The sequence below is a fragment of the Brevundimonas sp. SORGH_AS_0993 genome (assembly GCF_030818545.1).
GTDB lineage: Bacteria > Pseudomonadota > Alphaproteobacteria > Caulobacterales > Caulobacteraceae > Brevundimonas.
This window is the reverse complement of record NZ_JAUTAH010000001.1, coordinates 2,728,890-2,749,005: the sequence shown is the minus strand read 5'-3', so window position 1 is coordinate 2,749,005 and position 20,116 is coordinate 2,728,890. Positions and strand designations below refer to the sequence as shown.

The window sequence follows — 20,116 nt, the reverse complement described above, 5'->3', positions numbered from 1 at the left end:
AGAGCCTGATTCAGGCTTCAGCCGGAACCCCGGCGCGGTTTCGGCCAAAACGGTCGGCCCCCTAGAACAGCCAGCCGCGTGGATGCGGGATCGGCTTGCCGCTCTTGAGCCGCAAAACCCCGTAGGCCCCGCGCGCCAGAACCCAGACGGCCAGAAAGAACAGGACCAGCACCCCGACATTGACCACCACCAGCAGGGCGCCGATCACCGAACCAACGGCGCCCCCCCAAAGGGTACGTCCCTGATAGGTGAAGTGGCTGGCGGCCATCGGCTCGCGCGGCCCCTCACGGCCAGTGACGGCGACGAGCCCCGCCAGGGCCGCGACACCCAGCGTCGGCACCGCCAGCAGGATCAGCACATAGACGGCGAACAGGCCCATCGGCGCCGCGACCGGCGGCGCGGCTTCCGGCTCGGCCATCGGTCGGCGGCCAGAGCGTCCGTGCGAACGCGCGGCGGAATCGTCTTCCGGCGCGACGGAGACCGGCTTGGACGTCTCGAACCGCGCGGTGGGCATGGTCGGCGCGGTGCGGTCGAACGGATCGGGCGCCGGCGGATCGAACAGGTCGGGTTCAGGCTCTGCTTCAGGCTCTGATTCAGGTTCGGGCGGCCTGGGCCGCAGCTGGCCGGTCAGCGACGCGGGCGAGACGAAGCCGACCAGGGCGTCGGGATCGTCCTGCGCCGGGCGGTGCGCGTCTTCGGGGGACGGGCCTTTCGGATCGCCGGTTTCGGCCATGGGTTCGAACGCTTCTCTCACGCCGCGGGGCGGCAGGACTCATCGGCGGATGATGGCCGCCCGGTCGAATCGACGCAACCGTGCGCGAGGGTTCAGCGCGCCAGAACGATCTCGCAACCCGGCGCCGCGACCGCGTCGAGCGCGCCGGGTTTTTCGATCCGCACCGTGGCCCGCCGCACCCGACGATCCGCCAGACACGCCCGCGCCAGCCGTTCAGCGAAGGTCTCCACCAGGCCCACATGCCCCTCGGCGGCGATGGCGCGCGCGGCCTCGGCCACGGTCTCGTAGTTGATGGTGTCGCCCAGCCGCTCGATCGGGCGGGGCTCCAGCGCCAGGATCACGTCGATCACCAGCCGCTGCAGTCGGCCTTGTTCGTGATCATAGACGCCGATGCCCGCCTCGACCTCCAGACCGCGCACGAAGACGTCCAGACGCTCGAACCGCACCGGCGCCTCGGCCGGAACCGGCGTCGCGGGGAATGGGGATGTCACGCGGTCTACTCCTGGATGTCGGGCGTGCGCCAGGCCAGGTGCTGGCCGCTGTCGACGGCGATCATCTGGCCCGTGACCATCCGGGCGTCAATCAGCCACAGCACCGCCTCGGCCACCGCCTCGGGACTGCCGGGGCGCTCCAGCAGGGTGCCCGCCGCCTCGGCCGCGAACGCCTCGGGCGTCTGGTGGATCGACGGCAGGGTCGGCCCCGGCCCTACGCCGTTGACGCGAATGCCCGGCGCCAGGGCCTGGGCCAGGGTCCGGGTCGCCCACCACAGGCCGTTCCGCGACAGGCTGTAGGAGAAGAAGCGCGGGTCCGGCTTCAGCACCTTCTGATCCAGCAGATTGACGATCACGCCTTCCGACGCCTGGGTCGCGAAGGTTTCCGCCAGCACCAGGGGCGCGCGCAGATTGGTCTCCAGATGCTTGTTCCAGCTTTCGCGGGTCAGGCCGCCGACGCGGTCGTCCTCGAACACCGAGGCGTTGTTGACCAGGACCGTGACCGGCCCCAGGGCCTGGGCCGCCTCTCCGACCAGGGCGCGCACCCGCGCCTCGTCCGTCAGATCCGCCTGCAACAGACAGGCCCGCCGTCCCAAAGACGCGATCTCATCGGCCAGGGTGCGCGCCTCGCCGCCCGACGCATGATGATGGATGGCCACGTCGAACCCGGCCTTCGCCAGGGTCACACAAATGGCCCGCCCGATCCGCCGTGCCCCGCCCGTGACCAGGGCGACGCCCCGCCCCGCGCGGGCCGACACCTCAGTCAACCCGACCGAATTCGAAATAGTTGAACGCCGCCAGAACGGCGATGAAGCCGAAGATGATGCCGAGAGCCAGCATGGGATGCTCCTGTTGTCCGTTTCGGCTTAGAGCGGGATGGGGCGGGGTTCAAGCGGGGATGGGTCACTTGTCTGAAGCACACTTGAAGCTAAGGTCTGACCTGCCGGGGAGTTTAGAATGTCACGCATACTGCTAGCCATCATGATGGCCGCGTCCCTGTCGGGGTGCATGACGATGTTGTATTTGGCGGATCGCCCCAGTCCAGCCATGCTTTCCGAGATGAAACGACGATGCGAGGAGGATGCAGCCCTACGCTGGTTTGGCGAGCGTCCTTATGGGATCGACGTTTGGATGCCGGGCAACCTTTCCCGTGACCCTATGGATGATCCCGGCTTCCAGACAGCGTCGCAGTTTATCGGAATAGGCAGCGGAGAAGACTTGTGGCTGCGCAGCGGGGTCGCCCGCGCACTGTATATCAACATGGGGCCGGGGGACGGCTACTATTTCGGTCCCACACGAGGCGAACCTTCGGGTGTCTACAAGTTCGAACTTGCGCCAGATGGCGATGCGCGTTGCGAAGCGGAAACAGAATGGTTCGCACAACGGGCGGCGCGCGGAGCGTCGAGACCGACAAGCTATATCGGCCAATGTTTGACATACAGCTACGTCGGCAAAGCGCCGGCTGATGCCGCCGTGTTCGTGCGGTTCGATGACGCGCCAGAAGAAACGCGCGGGCTATATCGTTCGGGCGAGAGACTAATCATCGATGGCCGGTTGAGAGCATCGATCACGGACTACTGGGCGATCAATCCGTCGAGTGCAGCCGAGCGCAGGGGCCAATGGGGGATAAAGGCTTGTCAGCATAGTCCGCAGCAGGGGTTGTTGAGGCTATTTCCCGAGAATTCTGCAGCAGAACGGCCAGGATAAATCCTAGCCATGCCTTTTAGAAGCAGCGCCCCCTGCGACATGCGATATGCGCCGCTAGGAACAATGGAATGACCTGGCGCATCCAAGTCGAGCCCTTCACCCGTCCCCTCTTCTTCGCCTGGTCGCGGCTGACCAGGGGCAAGACGCTGGGGGTGCGGGCGGTGGCGGTGGATGCGCAGGGGCGGGTTCTGCTGGTGCGGCACACCTATCTGGCGGGCTGGTGGTTGCCGGGCGGCGGGGTGGATCGGGGCGAGACGACGCAAGGCGCCGTGGTGCGTGAACTGCGCGAAGAGGCCGGGCTGATCGCACGGGGCGCGCCGGTCCTGCTGTCGCTGCATTCCAACGAGCGGTTCTTTCCGGGGGACCATGTGGCGGTGTTCCGCATCGACGCTTTCGACGTGGGCGCGCGCGCCAGCCAGGGCGAGATCGCCGAGATCGGCTGGTTTCACCCCTCCGCCCTGCCCGAGGACGCCCATCGCAGCACCCGAGCGCGCCTGGCCGAAATCTTCGACGGCGCGCCGGTGTCCGACGCCTGGTGAGACGGCGACGCCGGGCTGAACCGGCTTCATGAAGGTCAAGCGCCGTTCGCTTCATCTCCAGGCTGGAAAACAGCCACGACCGTGTTAGCCAAGGCGGCATGAACCCGTCGCTGATCGCCATCCTCGTCGTCGTATTGGCCGGGGGCGCCACCGCCCTTCAGGCGCCGACGAACGCCAGGCTGGCCACGGCCGTGGCTTCGCCGGTCAATGCGGCTTTCATCTCCTTCGCCGTGGGCACGACCGTGCTGGGGATCGTCGCGGCGCTGATGCAAACAAGGCCCGACATGGCCGCCGCGCGGGCCCTGCCCTGGTATGCCTGGCTGGGCGGAGCCTACGGCGCCTGTTTCGTGGTGGCGGCCGCCTGGGGCGTGCCGCGCCTGGGGGTGGCCATGACCATCACCCTGATGGTGGGGGGCCAATTGTTGCTCAGCCTGATCCTGGATCATTTCGGCGCCCTGGGCGTGCCGCGCCAGCCGCTGAACCTGGGCCGGATCGCCGGCGTGGGCCTGGTGCTGGCCGGCGTCCTTCTGGTCCGGCGCTCCTGACCCTATATCCCGCACGATGACTGCGGAGCCCTCCGATTCGAAACTGACCGCCGCCGACCTGATCGCCGACGAGGCGCGGCGTGCGCCGGACAAGCCGGGCGTCTATCGCATGTACGGCGAGGACGGGTCCTGCCTCTATGTCGGCAAGGCCCGCAGCCTGAAGAAGCGCATCGTCCAGTACGCCCAAGGCCGTTTCCACACCCAACGCATCGGCCTGATGGTGGCCCAGACCCGGTCGATGGAGCTGGTCGTCACGGCGTCGGAAACCGAGGCCCTGCTGCTGGAATCCAACTTTATCAAGAAGCTGAAGCCGCGCTTCAACGTGGTGTTGCGCGACGACAAGTCCTTCGCCGAACTGATGATCCGCAGCGACCACCGCGCGCCCCAGATCAGGAAGCATCGCGGCGCCCACACGACGCCCGGCCAGTATTTCGGCCCCTTCGCCTCGACCTGGGCGGTCAACCGGACCTTGAACACCCTGCAGAAAGCCTTCCTGCTGCGGTCCTGCTCAGACAGCGTCTATGAGACCCGCACCCGTCCCTGCATGCTGCATCAGATCAAACGCTGCTCGGCGCCCTGCACCGGCCTGATCTCGCTGGACGAATACGGCGAACTGGTCGACGAGGCGGAACAGTTCCTGCGTGGCAAGTCGCGCGCCGTCATCGGCCGCCTGTCCAAGGAGATGCAGGCCGCGTCCGACGCCATGGACTTCGAACAGGCCGCCCGCGTGCGCGACCGCATCCGCGCCCTGTCGGCCATCTCGATGGAGAACTCCGTCAGCGCCGACAGCGTCGCCGAAGGCGACGTGTTCGCCTTGCATTCCGATGGCGGCCAGGCCTGCGTCCAGGTCTTCTTCTATCGCGCGGGCCAGAACTGGGGCGGCCGAGCCTATTTCCCGCGCGTGGACAAGTCCGACACCGACCCGGAGATTCTGGCCGCATTCCTGGGCCAGTTCTACGAGGACAAGCCCATTCCGCGCCTGATCCTGTCCAACGTCCGCCCGCACGAACTGGAACTGCTGGAGGAGGCTTTCTCGATGAAGGCCCAGATTCAGCAGAATGGGCGCAAGGTCGAGATCGTCCGTCCCCAGCGCGGTGAGAAACTCACCCTGGTCGACCACGCCCTGACCAATGCGAAGGAAGCCCTGGGCCGTCGCCTGGCCGAAAGCTCGGCGCAAGGCAAGATTCTGGACGAGGTCTGCGAAGCCTTCGGTCTGGAAACCCGCCCCGAGCGCATCGAGGTCTATGACAACGCCCACATCCAAGGAACGAACGCCGTCGGCGGCATGATCGTGGCGGGGCCGGAAGGCTTCCAGAAATCGCAATACCGCAAGTTCAATATTCGCGGCGAGGACCTGAGCCCCGGCGACGACTACGGCATGATGCGCGAGGTGATGCGCCGGCGCTTCGCCCGCCTGGTCAAGGACGAGGAGGAAGGCGAAGACGTCGTCCGGCCCGACCTTCTTCTGATCGACGGCGGCGCGGGCCAGCTGGCCGAGGTGCTGGCCGTCATGGCCGAGATGGGGGTGGACGACATCGCCGTGGTCGGCGTCGCCAAGGGGCCGGACCGGGATGCGGGGATGGAGAAGTTCTTCATGCCAGGCAAGCCGCCCTTCATGCTGCCGCTGAAGTCGCCGGCTCTCTACTATCTCCAGCGGCTGCGCGACGAGGCCCACCGCTTCGCCAATGGCGCCCACGCCAAGCGGCGCTCCATGGACATCAAGAAGAACCCGCTGGACGAGATCGAGGGCGTCGGCCCCGGCCGCAAGAAGGCCCTGCTCCACGCCTTCGGCTCGGCCAAGGGCGTGGGGCGCGCCTCGGTCGCGGACCTGATCAAGGTGGACGGCGTCAGCCAGCCTCTCGCCGAACGCATCCACGCCTTCTTCCGAAAGGCGTGAACCGACGCTATGGAAACGCCATGAGCGACACCGAAGACGAACTCACTGCCGGCTATCGCCGGTTCCGGGCCGAGCACTGGCCCGCAGCCCGCGCCGAATACGAGACCCTGGCGACCAAGGGTCAGAAGCCGCACACCCTGATCGTGGCCTGTTCGGACAGCCGCGCCGATCCGGCCCTGATCTTCGACTCCAAGCCGGGCGAGCTGTTCGTCGTGCGCAACGTCGCCAATCTGGTCCCGCCCTATGAGCCGGACGGCAAGCTGCACGGCGTGTCGGCGGCGCTGGAGTTCGGGGTCAAGGTGCTTGGCGTCAAGCGGATCGTGGTCATGGGCCACGCCCACTGCGGCGGGGTCAACGCCATGATCCACGGCGCGCCGGAGATCGTCGCCGACTTCGTCGGCCCATGGATCGCGCAGGGGGCGCCCGTGGTCCGGCACGTCGCCGAAACCGTCGCGCCCGATCAGTTGGAGCGCGCGGCCGAGGAAGCCATCGTGCGTCTGTCGATCCGGAACCTTCGCACCTTCCCCTGGATCGCCGAGCGCGAGGCCAAGAGCGAGCTGCAACTCAGCGGCCTGCATTTCGGCATCGCCGAAGGCGCCCTGACCGCCCTGACCGACAAACCCCGGTTCGAACCGTTGGCGTGAGTTGCAAAAAAGTAGTGAAGTAACTACTATTCAAAATATGGAACGGACGATCAGCGCAACCGAAGCCAACCGCGATTTCTCGCGGATATTCCGAGAGGTGGCGGCAGGCGAATCCTATGTCGTCACAGCTCGGGGCAAGCCTCTGGTGCGGATGGCCCCGACCAGCGCATCCGTGGAGCCTGAAGACGAGCGGGTCGCACGACTTCACACCCTCATCGACGATCTCGCTGCTCTTCCCGCCAGCGCGCCCGGACGGATAACGCGCGAAGACGGCTACGCTTGAGACTGGCGCTCGACACCAATGTGCTGGGCTATGCCGCCGGCATCGGCGACGACGCGCCGAAACGCCGCCGCGCGGTGCAGGTTCTGAAGGCGGCGGCTCGCCAGGACATGGTCATTTCGACCCAGGTCGCGGGCGAGTTCTACAATGTCTTGACCCGCAAGGGCGGCCATCCTCCGAAAGTCGCCCGCAAGATCGTCGAGGACTGGAGCGCGGGCGTCGGCCTGACCGCCCATTCGGCGGCGACAATGGCGGCCGCTCTGGAAGGCGCCGCCTTCTTCAACTTGCAGATATGGGACGCCTTGATCCTGACCATCGCCGCCGAAGCGGGATGCGCCGTCCTGCTTTCAGAAGACATGCAGGACGGCTTCGTCTATCGAGGCGTGACCGTCGCCAATCCATTCGCGGAGACGCTTCATCCCCTGCTCGCGTCCCTGCTGGAGTCCCCCTCATGACCACGCATCGCGCCAATCCCATTCCCAACATCCTGACGGGCCTGCGCCTGTTCGCGGGGGTGGTGATGTTCGCCATGCTGGCCGGCGCGGCGCCGGGGGCGCTGGACGCCTGGCTGTCGCCCGAGACCCAGCTGAAATTCAGTCTGTGGGCCTTCTGGATCTTCGTCATCGCCGCCTCGACCGACTGGGTTGACGGCTTTCTGGCGCGACGCTGGAACGCCACCACCCGCTGGGGCGCCATTCTGGACCCCATCGCCGACAAGGTTCTGATCACCGGGGCTATCCTGGGTGTTCTGGCTTCGGGCTCCCTGCCGGGCATCGCCCTACCTTGCGGCCTGATCCTTTTCCGCGAATTCGCCGTCTCGGCCCTGCGCGAGACCATGGCCGGGCGCATCGAACTGCCCGTCACCCTGGCCGCCAAGTGGAAGACCACGGTGCAGATGGTGGCGCTTGCGGCGTTGCAACTGACCCTGCTGTGGAGCGCCTTCGGCCTGCAGAACGACGACGGATCGCTCCTGTCGTGGCAACCGGCCTTCGAAACCTTCGCCGTCTTCCTGATCTGGTTCGCCGCCGCCATCACCTTGTGGACCGGGTGGCAGTATTTCCGCGAAGCCCGCCGTCAGATGCAGGACCTCTGAGGCCCCGGCGCCTTCAGGGCTTCAGCGTCAGGCCGCGCGGCGTGGCCTCGAAGGCCGACAGACGGCCCAGATAGCTCATGCCCAGCAGCGAATAGGCCAGGCCGTCCTCGACCACCAGGGCCTGGACCCTTTCCACCCGCGCGCCGGCGACCGAGACGGCGGCCAGTTCGACCGGCGCGGCGCGCACCACGCCCGACGCCGTCTGGACCCGGCCGGTGAAATTTTCGGGCTTCGGGTCCACCCCCAGCCGAAGGGCGTCGGCGCGGGTCAGGGCGACCACGCTGGCCCCCGTATCCACCAGAACCTTGACCGCCCGGCCGTCGATCGTCGCCTGGGCCCAGTAGTGGCCGTCCGCCGCCTTGACCACCTGGGCCGCGGAGACAGGCGCCGGGGCCGCAGCCGTCGCGACGACGGACGCCTGAAACGGTGCGGCCTGGGCGGCGTCGCTCCCGCCCAGATGACGGATCGTCACGGCCGTGACCAGGGACGCCAGGACGGCGGCGCAGAAAACGGCGGCGGACTGCAGGTCGATGCGGATCATTCTCCCGTCTTAACCGCCTCGGATTGGGATGCGGTGAAACGACTTGGCTGACAAAACCTTAAGCTGAACCAAGCTTGGCCGGGTCGATCCGCGACCGCCGCGAAGGCAGTTCGGCCATGACGCGCGCCCGCTCCTCGTCACCCAGGGCGCGCCAGCCCGCGATCTCCTTCAACGTGCGAAAACAGCCCAGGCACAGGCCGCTCTCTCCATCGACCGCGCATACCATCACGCAGGGCGTGGCGATCGCCTTGGGCGGACCCGGTGGAGGACCGGTCGGGGAACCGGGCGCGCTCACCATGACACGGTTACGAAATTTACTCCGAAAACGGAGGGATAAATTTGCAAATTCACGAAACTATCTTATATTGCTCGACGACGCGAAACGACTGAGGGTGGAATCCCCATTGGTACGACGTGTCTCTTTTCATCGTTCTGCGAAAGGAGACGCCAAGATGAACGATAAGGAGCGCAACCTCCAGCACGCCATGATGTCCTTCGCCCTTTGGGGCGGGATGCTGGTGAACAGTCGGCAGATGCCGTCGAACGCGGGCCGGACGGTCAGTCACCCGTCCAACTTCGTACCCTACGCGATCAAGAAACGCTGATCGCCGCTCGCGGTGTTCGGCCAGACGAAGCCCCGGTTCGCCGGGGCTTTTGCAATTCCGGCTTGCCTGACGCCGCGTCCGGGCGCGATGACGGACCAGCAGGGAGACGACGCATGGGCCTGATCGCCGAAGACAGACGGGGCGCGATCCTGATCTGGACGTTGAACCGCGAGGCGCGGCTGAACGCCCTGCCCGACCTGGAGGACGGCGACGCCTTCGCCGAGGCTTGCGCCCGCGCCAATGGCGACCTGACGGTCAAATGCGTGGTCCTGACCGGCGCCGGCCGCGCCTTCTCCGCCGGGGGCGACCTGACCGCCATGCGCGACCGGCGCGATCTGTTCGAAGGCTCGGGCCCGGAGATTCGCGCCCGCTATCGCCGCGTGGTCCACCGCATCGTCCGCAGCCTCTATGATCTGGAAATCCCTTTGGTCTCGGCCGTCAACGGCCCGGCCATGGGCCTGGGCTGCGGCATCGCCGCCACCGCCGACATCCGCATCGCTTCTGAGCGCGCCAGCTTCGGCGTGCCCTTTCTGAAGCTGGGCATCATCCCCGGCGACGGGGGCGCATGGCGCCTGCCGCGCGACATCGGCTACGCCCGCGCCGCCGAGATGCTGTTCACCGGCCGCAGCATCGACGCCGAAACGGCCGAGCGCTGGGGCCTGGTCAACCGCGTCGTTCCGCACGACCATCTGATGAACGAGGCCCTGACCACCGCCGGGGAAATCGCCGCCCAACCCGCCCAGGCCCTGCGCATGGCCAAGACCCTGATGCGCCAGGGCCGAGATCAGACCTTCGACCAGATCCTGGAACTCTCCGCCGCCCTCCAGGCCCTGGCCCACCAGACCGACGACCACCAGGAAGGCGTCGCCGCCGTCCTCGAAAAACGCGCGCCTCAGTTCAAGGGGCGCTGATCGGTCTGCCGCAGGCCGAAGGTCAGGGCGAACAGGACCAGACACACCAGACTACTGGCGGTCAGGGCGACATAAGGCGACACATCCATCGCCAGGGCGTAGGCGGCGGGCGCCGCCGCCTGGAGATAGCGCGCCGGGGTCAACAGCATGGCCTGTCGTCTGGCGTATCGATCCGGCCCGAACAGGACCAGCGGCAGGACGCCTGACGCCACGGATAAAAACCCGTTGCCAAGCCCCTGGCCGATCGCCACGGCCGGCGCGCCCATCGGCCCGGCGACGCTGGCGATCACGGCGCCGACAGGGTGCAGCAACGCAGCGGCCCGCGCGGTCAGTATCGGATGCGACCGATGCAGCACCGTCAGGTCGATCAGCCTCGCGCCGATGGCGCTGGCGGCCATGAGGCCGGCGACCCAGGCGGCGGTGGCGGCATCCAGGCCCAGATCGCCAAGAAGACGCGGCAGATGCGCGCCCATGGCGGTGGACACCGCCCAGGCCCCGGCGAAGAAGGCCGCCAGACGGATCATGGCGGGACACCACCGCACCGGGGCGTCGACCGACGTGGCGATCAAACGGGTCGCCTTGCGCGGCAAAAGGAAAAGCGCGACGGGCAGGCAGACGACGCCCTGGATGATCGCCCAGACGGCGAAGGCCCCGCGCCAGCCTGAGGCGTCCAGGATCGCCCGGCTGATCGGCCAGCCCAGAGCCCCGCCCAGAGCGCCCAATAGAGACACGGCGGCGATGGCGCGGCGCGCGCCCTGTCCCTCTATCTCCACCACGACGGCGAAGGCGGTTCCATAAAGGCCGCCGCCCATGCCCACCCCGAGAAGAGCGACGCCCAGGCAGAGAACCGGGCGGTTCTGAGCCAAAGCCAGCACCCCGAGCGCCAGGGCGAAGGCCAGATGCGAAACGATCAGAACCCGCGCGCCGCCGAACCGCTCTACGCATAGACCGGCCAGTGGCGTCAGAGCCGCCGAGATCAGGAAGGCGATGGACAGCGCCAGAAACAGCGGCTGCGTTCCCATCCCCATGGCTCGGGCCGCAGGATCGGCCATAACGCCCAGCAGATAGTAGCTGGAGGCGAAGTTGATCGCCTGACCCAATCCCAACAGCGGAACGACGAAGCGCGGTGACGACATGCCCGGCCGATACCTGTCTTGCCGCCCCGAAGAAAGCGACATATCCGAAGCTATATGTGCGAAAAACTCACAAGTCGGCGCGCCCTGCCGTCCCTCAACAGCCTTCGCGCCTTCGAGGTGATGGCGCGAACTGGAAGCGCCACCCTGGCGGCGCAGGATCTAAGCGTGACCCACGGCGCCGTCAGCCGACAAGTCAAGGCTCTGGAGGCGGCGATGGGCGTGCGCCTGTTCGAAGGGCCACGCCATAGGCTGCGACTGACACCGGCGGGTCGTGATCTGAGCGCCGGGCTGACGCCGGCGTTCGACGCCTTGGACGCCGCCGTGCGTCAGGTGCGCGGCCGAGCCCAGATTCACCTGGCCATCCACCCCAGTCTGGCGGTCAAATGGCTGATCCCGCGCCTGCCTGACCTGAGTTCGGCCTTGCCTGAGGCGGATCTGGAACTGGCCGATCTGGCGCCTCAAGCGATGAGGCTGCGCGGCGCCGATCTGGCCGTCCGTATTCTGGCGCCGCCGACGGCCGAAGCGGCTGATGTGGATATTCTGGCCGAGAACTGGATCGGCGTCGTCCACGCACCGTCGGTGGCGATGGCCGACGACCTTCCGCGGCTTGTCGCCGCGACCCACCCGCAGGGATGGCGCGACTGGACAGCGGTTTCGGGCCGACCGCCCGTCGATGGGCCCCTTCGGCGCCTGGAGCACCTGCACTTCGTCGTCGACGCAGCGGTGGCGGGTCTGGGCGTCGCTGTCCTGCCCTGGATCGTCGTCGCCGACGACGTCAGAGCAGGCCGCCTGACGGCCCCGTTCGGGTTCGTGCGCGACGGCGGCGTCGTGGCGGCCCTGCGGCAGACCGGCGAGCCCACGATGCGCGAGCGGCGCCTGATCCGCTGGCTGAAGACGCAGGCGCCGCCGGCGCCTTAGGCTACTTCTGGCCCGCCGGGCGCATGGCCTGGCTGGCGGGGATGCCGGCCTGGACGGGGCGGGCGACGCCGGCCTTCTGACCGGGCTTCATGAACTTCACCAGCACCCGCTGACCGATCAGGAAGGGGGCGTCGTCGGCCGAGACCACGACCTCGACCACCCGTTCGTCGGTGCGGGCGGAGGGGTCTTCGGACTGCAGTTGGCGGGCGCCGAAGACGGCGGCGCGGCGCAGGACGTGGCCCACGGTGATCTTGGTGGGATCGCCTTCCGGGGTCAGTTCGACCTCCTGGCCGACCGTGACATTGGGAATGTCGGCTTCGACGATCTCGGCGCGGACGATGCGGGCCGTGTCCGGCTCCAGATCGAACATGGCCGTGACGTTCAGGGTCGAGGCGCCGGCGCCGGGCTGGGCGTAGCGGCGGGCGATCCGGCCGTCCATCGGGGCGCGGATGACCGTCAGTTCCTGATTGTAGCGGGCCTCGGCTAGACGCGACTGGGCGGTCTGGATGGCGGCGTCCTGAGAGGCGATGCGCGCCTCGGCCTGGGCGATCTGGTCGCGGGCCTGGTCCAGACGCTGGGCGGCGACATTGTTGGTGGCGGCCAGTTTCGACAGGCGGTCGTATTCGCGCCGCGCCGTGGTCAGCTCGACCCGGGACATCCCCAGCTGGGCGCGCGCCTCGGAGACGGCGGCGGCGGCGCTCTGGGCGGCCAGACGGGTTTCGTCGTCTTCCTGACGGGCCAGGATCTGGCCGGCGACGACCCGGTCGCCCTCGTTGACATAGACCTGGTTGACGATGCCGCCGCGACGCGCTGCGACCTTGATCACCCCGCCCTCGACGTCGGCCTTGCCGTTGGCGATGGCGGCGTAGGGGCTGTCGATCTTCTGGGACGCCTCCTTCTCGACCTGGGCCTTCTTGGCGGCGCCGGCCTTGGAGAAGGCGACGAAACCCCCGACCACGAGGACGAGCAGCACGAGGCCGATCCAGAGCCATTTGTTCTTGAGGAAGGCGGGCATGACGGCAGGGTCCGTTCGAGAGGGATTTAGTGAGACGCCAGATGGGCGTCGGGGTCGGGGGTGCGGCGCTGATCGTCCAGAATCTTGCCGTCCTCGATATGGATGACCCGGTCGGCCCAGGCCTCCAGGCGCGGGTCGTGGGTCACGCAGATCACGGCGGCGCCGTATTCGGTGGCGGCCCGTCGCAACAGGCGGATGACCACCTGGCCGTTCTCGCCGTCCAGGGCCGAGGTCGGCTCGTCGGCGAACAGGATCTGCGGGTTCTTGGCCAGGGCGCGGGCGATGGCGACGCGCTGCTTCTCGCCGCCCGACAGGGCGCTGGGCCGCTGGTTCAGGCGATGGCCCAGGCCGACCTCCTCCAGCGCCGTGGTGGCGCGCTTCTTGGCCTCGGACGGCGACAAGCCCTGGTATTTCAGCACGGTCATCACCTGCTGCAACGCCGTCAGGGAGGGAAACAGGTTAAAGCCCTGGAAGATGAAGCCGCAGTGATCCAGTCGGAATTTGTCGATCCGGCCCGAGCCGTATTTCCACAGGTCGTCGACGTCCAGGATGTCGACCCGGCCCTCCTCGGGCTTCAGCAGGCCCGACAGATTGGCGATCAGGGTCGACTTGCCCGAGCCGGACGGCCCCATGACCATGGTCAGGTCGCCGTGGCGCGCGTCGAAGTCGACGCCCTTCAGCACCTCTACCCAGCTGCGGCCGGTCTTGAACCGCTTGACCAGTCCCTTGGCCTCGATGGCGAAATCGCCGTGCTTGCCGTGCGTCGTCGTATGAGTGGTCATCGCAGCAGATCCGCAGGCTGGCTCTTCTTCAGGACGCCCAGCGACAGGAGGCCGGACCCCAGGGCGATCAGCACCAGCATGGCCGAGACCATCAGCACCATCGTCGGCGGGAAGGACATGGTCAGGCCAGTCCCGGCGGCCAGCAGGCTGACCAGCCAGGTCAGGACATAGGCCGCCAGCACGCCGGCGATGCCGACCCAGAAGCTCAGTTCCAGCACGATCCGGCGCAGCGATCCCATCGACACGCCCAGCGCCCGCAGCGAGGCGAACTCCTTGATGTTGGCCATGATGGCGCCGCGCAGCGTCTGCCAGGTGATGGCCACCCCGATCAGGACGCCCAGGAACAGCGAGAAGCCCAGCATGATGGCGATGAAGCTTTCCTTCATCATCGCGCCCTCATTGGCCTTGGCCAGGTCCTGACGGGTCCAGGCCTTGAACTGGCCGTTGGCGATGGCGTTCAGCTGGGCCACGACGATGGGCGCGCGGGCGGGGTTCTTGATCTGGACCATCAGGGGGCCGACGCGCTCGCCGGTGTTGGCCTCGCCCAGCATCCGCAGGGTGTCGCGCGACATGACCACCGTGGCCTGCATCATGTTGGGATAGCCCTGGGTCACGGCCGCGACCCGAACGGTCTTGCCGTTATAGGACGCCTGATCGCCCAGCTTGACGCCCAGCCGGCCCAGCGCGGTCTGGTCCACCGCCACCGCATAGGGCTGGCGCAGCGCCTCGACCAGATCGTCGGAATAGTCGATCGGCACCGTCACCGCGCCGGGCACGGCGTCGATGGTGGTGACGTTGACGAATTCCATCTTCTTGGCGCCGGCGTCGGACTTGCCTTCGCCGCCGCCGGGGTTCTGGTCCTTGACGATGTTCTGCCAGCGGCCGCCCGATCCATCCAGATCGGCGACGGCGACCACGTCGGGGTGCTGATAGACCACCGGCATGATGCGGCGCGGCACGCCTGACGGCCCGCCGTTGAACAGGGCCGTGGCGCCGGGGCTCAGGATCATGATGTCGGCGCGCGCGCGGTCGATCTGGGCCGTGAAGGCCTTGCCGATGCCCATGAACATCCCGACCTGCGCCAGGACCAGAAGGCCGGAAAAGGCCAGCGCCACGATCGCCGCCATATAGCGGCGCCATTCGTAGAGCAGCGTTGAAAGTGCAAGCGACATGAACCGGCGGTTCCCCCGAAACGGGTGCTATCTGACCGCGAGCCGTCGCACCGCCAAGTTAAATCGGCGTAAGGCGGGGCCGTATTGGGGCGGGCCGGGTCGGTTGCGCCGAAAACGACGGCGGCCTAAGGCGGCCATCGGCTCTTGGCGCCGCATGCTGGTCGGCGCTAGTTACAACATAACAGGCGGAACCCCCGTTCCGCGCTCCGGGAGATACCCTTGATGTCCTTGCCTTCGCTTCGTCTCACCGCCTCGCTGGCCGCCCTGGGCGCCGCGACCGCCGTTCTGTCGGCCTCCGCCTCGCCCGCCAAGGCCGACGAAGGCATGTGGACCTTCGACAACTTCCCCATCGCCACGGTGAACGAGAAGTATGGCACCAACATCGACCAGGCGTGGCTCGACCGCGTGCGCAACGCCGCCGTCCGCCTTCAGGGCTGCTCGGCCTCGCTGGTGTCGGGCGAAGGGCTGGTGCTGACCAACCACCACTGCGTCGTCTCGTGCGTGCAGGACCTGTCCACGGCCCAGAACGACTACGTCAAGAACGGCTGGATGCCCGGATCGCGCGAGGAAGAGAAGAAGTGCCCCGGCCAGACGGCCGAAATCCTGACCGACATCGTCGACGTGACCGACCGCGTCACGGGCGCCGGTGCCGGGCTTGAAGGCGCTGCCTTCGTCCGCGCCCGCGCGGCCGAGATCGACAAGATCCAGAAGGAAACCTGCGGCGACGACCAGAAGCTGACCTGCCAGGTCATCAGCCTGTATCGCGGCGGCCAGTACAAGCTTTACAAGTTCCGCAAATACGACGACGTGCGCCTGGTGTTCGCGCCCGAGTTCCAGGCGGCCTTCTTCGGCGGCGACCCGGACAACTTCAACTTCCCGCGCTACGCCCTGGATGCCGGTTTCCTGCGCATCTACGAGGACGGCAAGCCGGTCGCCACGCCGAACCACCTGACCTGGAACGCCAGTGCGCCCAAGGAAGGCGACGTGACCTTCGTGGCCGGCAACCCCGGCTCGACCCAGCGCCTGCTGACGATGGCCCAGCTGGAAGTCCTGCGCGACCAGCAACTGCCGATCACCCTGATCCAGTCGTCCGAACTGCGCGGCCGCCTGCTGGAGTATTCCACCACCGGCGAAGAGGCCAAGCGCGTCACCGTCGATCCGCTGTTCGGCCTGGAGAACAGCTTCAAGGTCTATTACGGCCAGGAAGGCGCCCTGACCGACCCCGCCTTCATGGCGACCAAGCGCCGCGAGGAGCAGGAACTGCGTCAGCGCGTCGCCGCCGACCCGGCCCTGGCCCAGCGCATCGGGGATCCCTGGGCCGATCTGGAGCGTGTCTCGACCGCCCAGCGCGACCTCTATCTGCCCTATCGCCAGCTGGAATCGGCGGCGGGCCAGCGCTCGCAGCTGTACAGCTACGCCAAGGCCATCGTCCGCGCCTCCAAGGAGCGGGCCAAGCCGGTCGCCGAACGCCGCGCCGGCTATTCGGACGCCGACATCGCCTCGCTGGGCCGCCGCCTAGCGACCGAAATGCCGATCTCGACCGATCTGGAGAAGATCTTCCTGGACTTCTGGCTGTCCAAGACCCGCGAATATCTGACCGTCGACAACGCCAATGTGAAGGCACTGCTGGGCAAGGAAAGCCCCGAGCAGATCGCCGCGCGCCTGGTCGACGGCACGCGCCTGGCCGACCCCGCCTTCCGCGCCCAGGCCCTGGCCATGACGCCGGAACAACTGGCCGCCTCGGGCGATCCGCTGATCCAGTTCGTCCTGGCCAATGACGATGCGGCCCAGGCCATCCGCACCCAGTGGGAATCGGCCGTGTCGGGCCCCACCAGCCGCGCGGGCGAAAAGATCGCCCAGGCCCGGTTCGCGGTTTACGGCACGAACCTGTATCCTGACGCCACCTTCTCCCTGCGCCTGTCCTACGGTCAGGTGAAGGGCTGGACCTATCGCGGCGTGACGGTGGAGCCGTTCACCCAGATCGGCGGCCTGTATGAGCGCAACACCGGCGCCGAACCCTTCAACGCGGCCGAGGACTGGCTGGCGGCCGAGGGCAAGGTCAACAAGTCGACCGTCTATGACTTCGTCTCGACCAACGACATCATCGGCGGCAACTCGGGCTCGCCCGTGATCAACGCCAAGGGTGAAGTCATCGGCGCCGCCTTCGACGGCAACATCCACTCTCTGGGCGGCAGCTTCGGCTACGACCCCGAGCTGAACCGCACGGTGACGGTCTCGACCGCCGCTATCACCGAGGCTTTGCGCAACGTCTACAACCAGCCGCGCCTGCTGCGCGAACTGGGCGTGCGTCGCTGATCAAAGGCCCTGCTCTCCTCTGGGGGAGAAGGTGGCTCGTGCTTGCGGGACGGATGAGGGGGCTGGTTGACCCAGGCCCCCTTTTTCCGTTCTGAATGCGGACAGAGCCCCCTCGTCCGAGCCCTTCGGGCCCACCTTCTCCCCCGAGGGGAGAAGGATCAGGAGTATTCTTCATGCGTCCTCTTCTTCTCGTCTCCGCCGCCGTTCTCGCCTTCGCCGCCGCCTCTGGCGCCCACGCCGAAGAGGGGATGTGGACCTATGACAACTTCCCCATCGCCCGCGCCAACCAGACGCTGGGGACCAACATCGACCAAGCGTTTCTGGACCGGGTGCGGCTGTCGTCGGTGAAGTTCGGCGGCTGTTCGGCGGGGGTGGTCTCGGGCCAGGGGCTGGTGATGACCAACAACCACTGCGTCGCCACCTGCGTCGCCAACCTGTCCACGCCGCAACAGCAGTATGGCGAGACGGGCTTTACGCCCAAGACACGCGAGGAAGAGCGCAAATGCCCCGGCGCCACGGCCGAAATCTTGACCGACATCTCCGACGTCACCGAGCGGATGCACAAGGCCGGAGAAGGGCTTGAGGGCCAGGCCTTCACCCAGGCGCGCGAGGCCGAGGCCGGGCGGATCGAGACCGAAGCCTGCGGGAACGATCCCAAGATCCGATGCCAGGTCGTCAGCCTGTATCGGGGCGGCCAGTTCAGACTCTACAAATACCGCAAATACAGCGATGTGCGCCTGGCCTGGGCGCCGGAAGACCGCGCCGCGACCTTCGGCGGCGATCTGGACAACTTCTCCTTCCCGCGCTTCGCCATCGATGCGGCCTTCATCCGCCTGTACGAGGACGGCAAGCCGGTCGAGACCCCGATCCACTTCGTCTGGAACGCCGACAAGCCGACCGAGGGCGAGGCCGTCTTCGTCTCGGGCAATCCCGGCGCGACCCAGCGCCTGCTGACGATGGACCAGCTGGCGACCATCCGCGACGTGGTCCTGCCGCTGGACCAGTTGATCGCCTCCGAACTGCGCGGCCGTCTGATCCGCTATGCCGAGGAAGGCGAGGACCAGGCCTTCATCGCCATGGACCCGATCGTGGGCGTGGAGAACACCTACAAGCGCGGCCTGGGCCGGATGCGCGCTCTGACCGACGCGGGCTTCATGGCGACCAAGGCGGCGGCCGAGGCCGACTTCATGCAACGTTACGCCGCCGCCAACGGAAACGGCCCTGATCCGTGGGGCGCGCTGGAAGCGGTCCAGCCCATCGCCCGCGAACTGTACGCGCCCACCGCCATGCTGGAAGGCGGCACGGCCATGGGCACGACCTCGGTGGCGGGCGGATCGCAACTGTTCCAGTGGGCCAAGGCCATCGTGCGAGGCGCGCAGGAACGGGCCAAGCCGTCGGATCAGCGTCTGGCCGAGTTCGCCGACAGCCGCTTGCCCGGCGTCGAATCCGGCCTGTTCGCCGAAAAGCCCACCTATCCCGAGCTGGAGCAGATCCGGCTGGAATGGTGGCTGTCCAAGACCCGCGAATGGCTGACCGTCGACAGCCCGCACGTCCGCACCCTGCTGGGCAAGGAAAGCCCCGAACAGCTGTCAGCCCGCGTCGTGGCGGGAACCAAACTGGCCGATCCGGCGGTGCGCCGCGCCCTGTGGACCGGCGGTCTGGCGGCGGTTCAGGCCTCGGACGATCCGATGATCCAGTATGTGCTGTCGATCGACGCCGACGCCCGCGCGGTCCGCGCCGAGTGGGAGAACAAGGTCAAGGCGCCGACCGACCGCGCGTCGGAACAGCTAGCCGCCGCCCGGTTCGCCGCCTATGGCGACGCCGTCTATCCCGACGCCACCGGCACCCTGCGCCTGACCTATGGCCAGGTCGAGGGCTCCGATGTTCCGGGTCAGCGCTTCTCCGCCTTCACCACCTTCGCCGGCCTGTGGGACCGCGCCACCGGCGCTGAACCGTTCAAGGTCGCGCCCAAACTGCTGGCCGCCAGGGACAGGATCGACCCCGATGCTGTGATGGACATGGCCGTCTCGACCGACACCATCGGCGGTTCGTCCGGCTCGCCGGCGGTCAACGCCAAAGGCGAAATCATCGGGGCCAACTTCGATTCCACCGTCCTGACCCAGCGCAACGCCTATGGCTATGACCGGGCGGTCAACCGCAGCGTCATCGTCACCACCCAGGCAGTGACGGTCGCCCTGCGCGACGTCTATGGCATGGACCATCTGCTGGCGGAGTTGGGCGTCGCCCCGGCCAGAGCCCGTTGAGCGAGGTCGCCTTTCGGGCGGCGACGTCGAACGACATCGCCGCCCTGCATCCCCTGATCGAGCGCGCCTATCGCGGCGAAACGGCCAAGGCCGGCTGGACGCACGAGGCCGACCTGCTGTTCGACGACCGGACCAGCGCCGAGGAACTGGCCAGCCTGATCGCCGATCCCGCGCGGGTCATCCTGCTGGCCCATGACGGGAAGGTTCTGGTCGGCTGCGTCCAAGTGGCGCGAGCCGGCGACGATCTGGCCTATCTCGGTATGCTGACGGTGGAGCCGACGCTGCAGGCATCCGGCCTGGGGCGTCGGCTGCTGGCCGCAGCGGAGGCCCAGGCCGCCGCCCGGTTCGGCGCGGGACGCATCGAAATGACGGTCATCCATCGCCGCACCGAACTGGTCGCCTGGTATCGGCGGCGCGGCTATGCGCCCACTGGGGAAACCCGCCCCTTCCCCGTCGATCCGTCCCGGCCCGAATTGGCCTTCGCGGTGCTGGAGAAGGTGCTGGGCTGAGGGCTCGCCCTCGATCCG

At 67.6% G+C, this 20,116-nt stretch carries 23 protein-coding genes; 14 read left to right on the top strand and 9 right to left on the bottom strand.

All coding sequences use genetic code 11. The features are described 5' to 3' along the window. Window positions 1-61 precede the first annotated feature (61 nt). The 3 genes from QE389_RS13550 to QE389_RS13540 all read right to left on the bottom strand — a co-directional run bounded on the left by QE389_RS13550 (window position 62) and on the right by QE389_RS13540 (window position 1,991). A complete protein-coding gene (locus QE389_RS13550; protein WP_307368313.1) occupies window positions 62-733 on the bottom strand; it encodes a hypothetical protein in 672 nt (223 codons plus the stop codon). 92 nt (window positions 734-825) lie between these two features. Beyond that, complete coding sequence (folB, locus tag QE389_RS13545; protein WP_373458322.1) at window positions 826-1,224, bottom strand: dihydroneopterin aldolase; 399 nt, start codon at window positions 1,222-1,224, stop codon at window positions 826-828. A gap of 5 nt (window positions 1,225-1,229) precedes the next feature. After that, complete coding sequence (locus QE389_RS13540; protein WP_307368310.1) at window positions 1,230-1,991, bottom strand: SDR family oxidoreductase; 762 nt, start codon at window positions 1,989-1,991, stop codon at window positions 1,230-1,232. 190 nt (window positions 1,992-2,181) lie between these two features. Between QE389_RS13540 and QE389_RS13535 the strand changes: the two genes are divergently transcribed. The 8 genes from QE389_RS13535 to pgsA all read left to right on the top strand — a co-directional run bounded on the left by QE389_RS13535 (window position 2,182) and on the right by pgsA (window position 7,929). Then, window positions 2,182-2,931: a hypothetical protein gene (locus QE389_RS13535; protein WP_307368307.1), complete on the top strand. Its 750-nt coding sequence runs from the start codon at window positions 2,182-2,184 to the stop codon at window positions 2,929-2,931. 68 nt (window positions 2,932-2,999) lie between these two features. After that, the gene (locus QE389_RS13530) at window positions 3,000-3,470 is read left to right on the top strand and encodes an NUDIX domain-containing protein (RefSeq protein ID WP_307368304.1); all 471 of its coding nucleotides are present in this window, start codon (window positions 3,000-3,002) and stop codon (window positions 3,468-3,470) included. Window positions 3,471-3,568: 98 nt separating this feature from the next. Continuing rightward, window positions 3,569-4,015, top strand: a complete 447-nt coding sequence (locus QE389_RS13525; RefSeq protein WP_307368301.1) for a DMT family transporter — start codon at window positions 3,569-3,571, stop codon at window positions 4,013-4,015. Window positions 4,016-4,031: 16 nt separating this feature from the next. Next, on the top strand, window positions 4,032-5,912 hold the full coding sequence (uvrC, locus tag QE389_RS13520; RefSeq protein WP_307368299.1) for an excinuclease ABC subunit UvrC: 1,881 nt from the start codon (window positions 4,032-4,034) through the stop codon (window positions 5,910-5,912). A 20-nt stretch (window positions 5,913-5,932) separates the two neighbouring features. Then, window positions 5,933-6,556, top strand: coding sequence for a carbonic anhydrase (locus tag QE389_RS13515; RefSeq protein ID WP_307368296.1), 624 nt, complete (start codon window positions 5,933-5,935; stop codon window positions 6,554-6,556). Window positions 6,557-6,593: 37 nt separating this feature from the next. Then, a complete protein-coding gene (locus QE389_RS14720; RefSeq protein WP_373458321.1) occupies window positions 6,594-6,839 on the top strand; it encodes a type II toxin-antitoxin system Phd/YefM family antitoxin in 246 nt (81 codons plus the stop codon). After that, the gene (locus tag QE389_RS13510; RefSeq protein WP_307368294.1) at window positions 6,836-7,291 is read left to right on the top strand and encodes a PIN domain-containing protein; all 456 of its coding nucleotides are present in this window, start codon (window positions 6,836-6,838) and stop codon (window positions 7,289-7,291) included. The genes QE389_RS14720 and QE389_RS13510 overlap by 4 nt, the downstream gene beginning before the upstream one ends. Continuing rightward, window positions 7,288-7,929, top strand: a complete 642-nt coding sequence (gene pgsA / locus QE389_RS13505) for a CDP-diacylglycerol--glycerol-3-phosphate 3-phosphatidyltransferase (protein ID WP_307368291.1) — start codon at window positions 7,288-7,290, stop codon at window positions 7,927-7,929. The genes QE389_RS13510 and pgsA overlap by 4 nt, the downstream gene beginning before the upstream one ends. A gap of 13 nt (window positions 7,930-7,942) precedes the next feature. Here pgsA and QE389_RS13500 read toward each other — a convergent pair whose 3' ends face one another. Both QE389_RS13500 and QE389_RS13495 read right to left on the bottom strand, forming a co-directional pair. Then, window positions 7,943-8,470 (bottom strand): TIGR02281 family clan AA aspartic protease, encoded by a 528-nt coding sequence (locus QE389_RS13500; protein WP_307368288.1) that lies wholly within the window; start codon window positions 8,468-8,470, stop codon window positions 7,943-7,945. Window positions 8,471-8,528: 58 nt separating this feature from the next. Continuing rightward, window positions 8,529-8,696: a DUF1289 domain-containing protein gene (locus tag QE389_RS13495; protein WP_373458320.1), complete on the bottom strand. Its 168-nt coding sequence runs from the start codon at window positions 8,694-8,696 to the stop codon at window positions 8,529-8,531. A gap of 226 nt (window positions 8,697-8,922) precedes the next feature. Between QE389_RS13495 and QE389_RS13490 the strand changes: the two genes are divergently transcribed. Together QE389_RS13490 and QE389_RS13485 are read left to right on the top strand one after the other, a co-directional pair. After that, entirely contained in the window at window positions 8,923-9,075 is a 153-nt protein-coding gene (locus QE389_RS13490; protein WP_307368281.1) for a hypothetical protein, read from the top strand. Between the two features lie 113 nt (window positions 9,076-9,188). Further along, the gene (locus QE389_RS13485; protein WP_307368278.1) at window positions 9,189-9,986 is read left to right on the top strand and encodes a crotonase/enoyl-CoA hydratase family protein; all 798 of its coding nucleotides are present in this window, start codon (window positions 9,189-9,191) and stop codon (window positions 9,984-9,986) included. Here QE389_RS13485 and QE389_RS13480 read toward each other — a convergent pair. Beyond that, window positions 9,968-11,122 carry an MFS transporter gene (locus tag QE389_RS13480; RefSeq protein WP_307368275.1) on the bottom strand — a complete coding sequence of 385 codons (1,155 nt, stop codon included), beginning with the start codon at window positions 11,120-11,122 and terminating at the stop codon, window positions 9,968-9,970. The genes QE389_RS13485 and QE389_RS13480 overlap by 19 nt on opposite strands. 54 nt (window positions 11,123-11,176) lie before the next feature. Between QE389_RS13480 and QE389_RS13475 the strand changes: the two genes are divergently transcribed. Continuing rightward, window positions 11,177-12,040 (top strand): LysR family transcriptional regulator, encoded by an 864-nt coding sequence (locus QE389_RS13475; protein WP_307368273.1) that lies wholly within the window; start codon window positions 11,177-11,179, stop codon window positions 12,038-12,040. Window position 12,041: 1 nt separating this feature from the next. Here the strand turns inward: QE389_RS13475 and QE389_RS13470 are convergent, their stop codons facing one another. From QE389_RS13470 to QE389_RS13460, 3 genes are read right to left on the bottom strand one after another with little or no spacing between them, the layout of a single operon-like run. Next, window positions 12,042-13,055 carry an efflux RND transporter periplasmic adaptor subunit gene (locus QE389_RS13470; protein WP_307368270.1) on the bottom strand — a complete coding sequence of 338 codons (1,014 nt, stop codon included), beginning with the start codon at window positions 13,053-13,055 and terminating at the stop codon, window positions 12,042-12,044. Between the two features lie 26 nt (window positions 13,056-13,081). After that, window positions 13,082-13,837 carry an ABC transporter ATP-binding protein gene (locus QE389_RS13465; RefSeq protein WP_307368267.1) on the bottom strand — a complete coding sequence of 252 codons (756 nt, stop codon included), beginning with the start codon at window positions 13,835-13,837 and terminating at the stop codon, window positions 13,082-13,084. Further along, a complete protein-coding gene (locus QE389_RS13460) occupies window positions 13,834-15,009 on the bottom strand; it encodes an ABC transporter permease (RefSeq protein WP_307368265.1) in 1,176 nt (391 codons plus the stop codon). The genes QE389_RS13465 and QE389_RS13460 overlap by 4 nt, the downstream gene beginning before the upstream one ends. Window positions 15,010-15,231: 222 nt before the next feature. Between QE389_RS13460 and QE389_RS13455 the strand changes: the two genes are divergently transcribed. The 3 genes from QE389_RS13455 to QE389_RS13445 all read left to right on the top strand — a co-directional run bounded on the left by QE389_RS13455 (window position 15,232) and on the right by QE389_RS13445 (window position 20,098). Next, entirely contained in the window at window positions 15,232-17,325 is a 2,094-nt protein-coding gene (locus tag QE389_RS13455) for a S46 family peptidase (RefSeq protein WP_307368262.1), read from the top strand. 173 nt (window positions 17,326-17,498) lie between these two features. Then, window positions 17,499-19,589: a S46 family peptidase gene (locus tag QE389_RS13450; protein ID WP_307368259.1), complete on the top strand. Its 2,091-nt coding sequence runs from the start codon at window positions 17,499-17,501 to the stop codon at window positions 19,587-19,589. Beyond that, window positions 19,586-20,098, top strand: a complete 513-nt coding sequence (locus QE389_RS13445) for a GNAT family N-acetyltransferase (RefSeq protein ID WP_307368256.1) — start codon at window positions 19,586-19,588, stop codon at window positions 20,096-20,098. Before QE389_RS13450 ends, QE389_RS13445 begins: the two co-directional genes overlap by 4 nt. Window positions 20,099-20,116 lie beyond the last annotated feature (18 nt).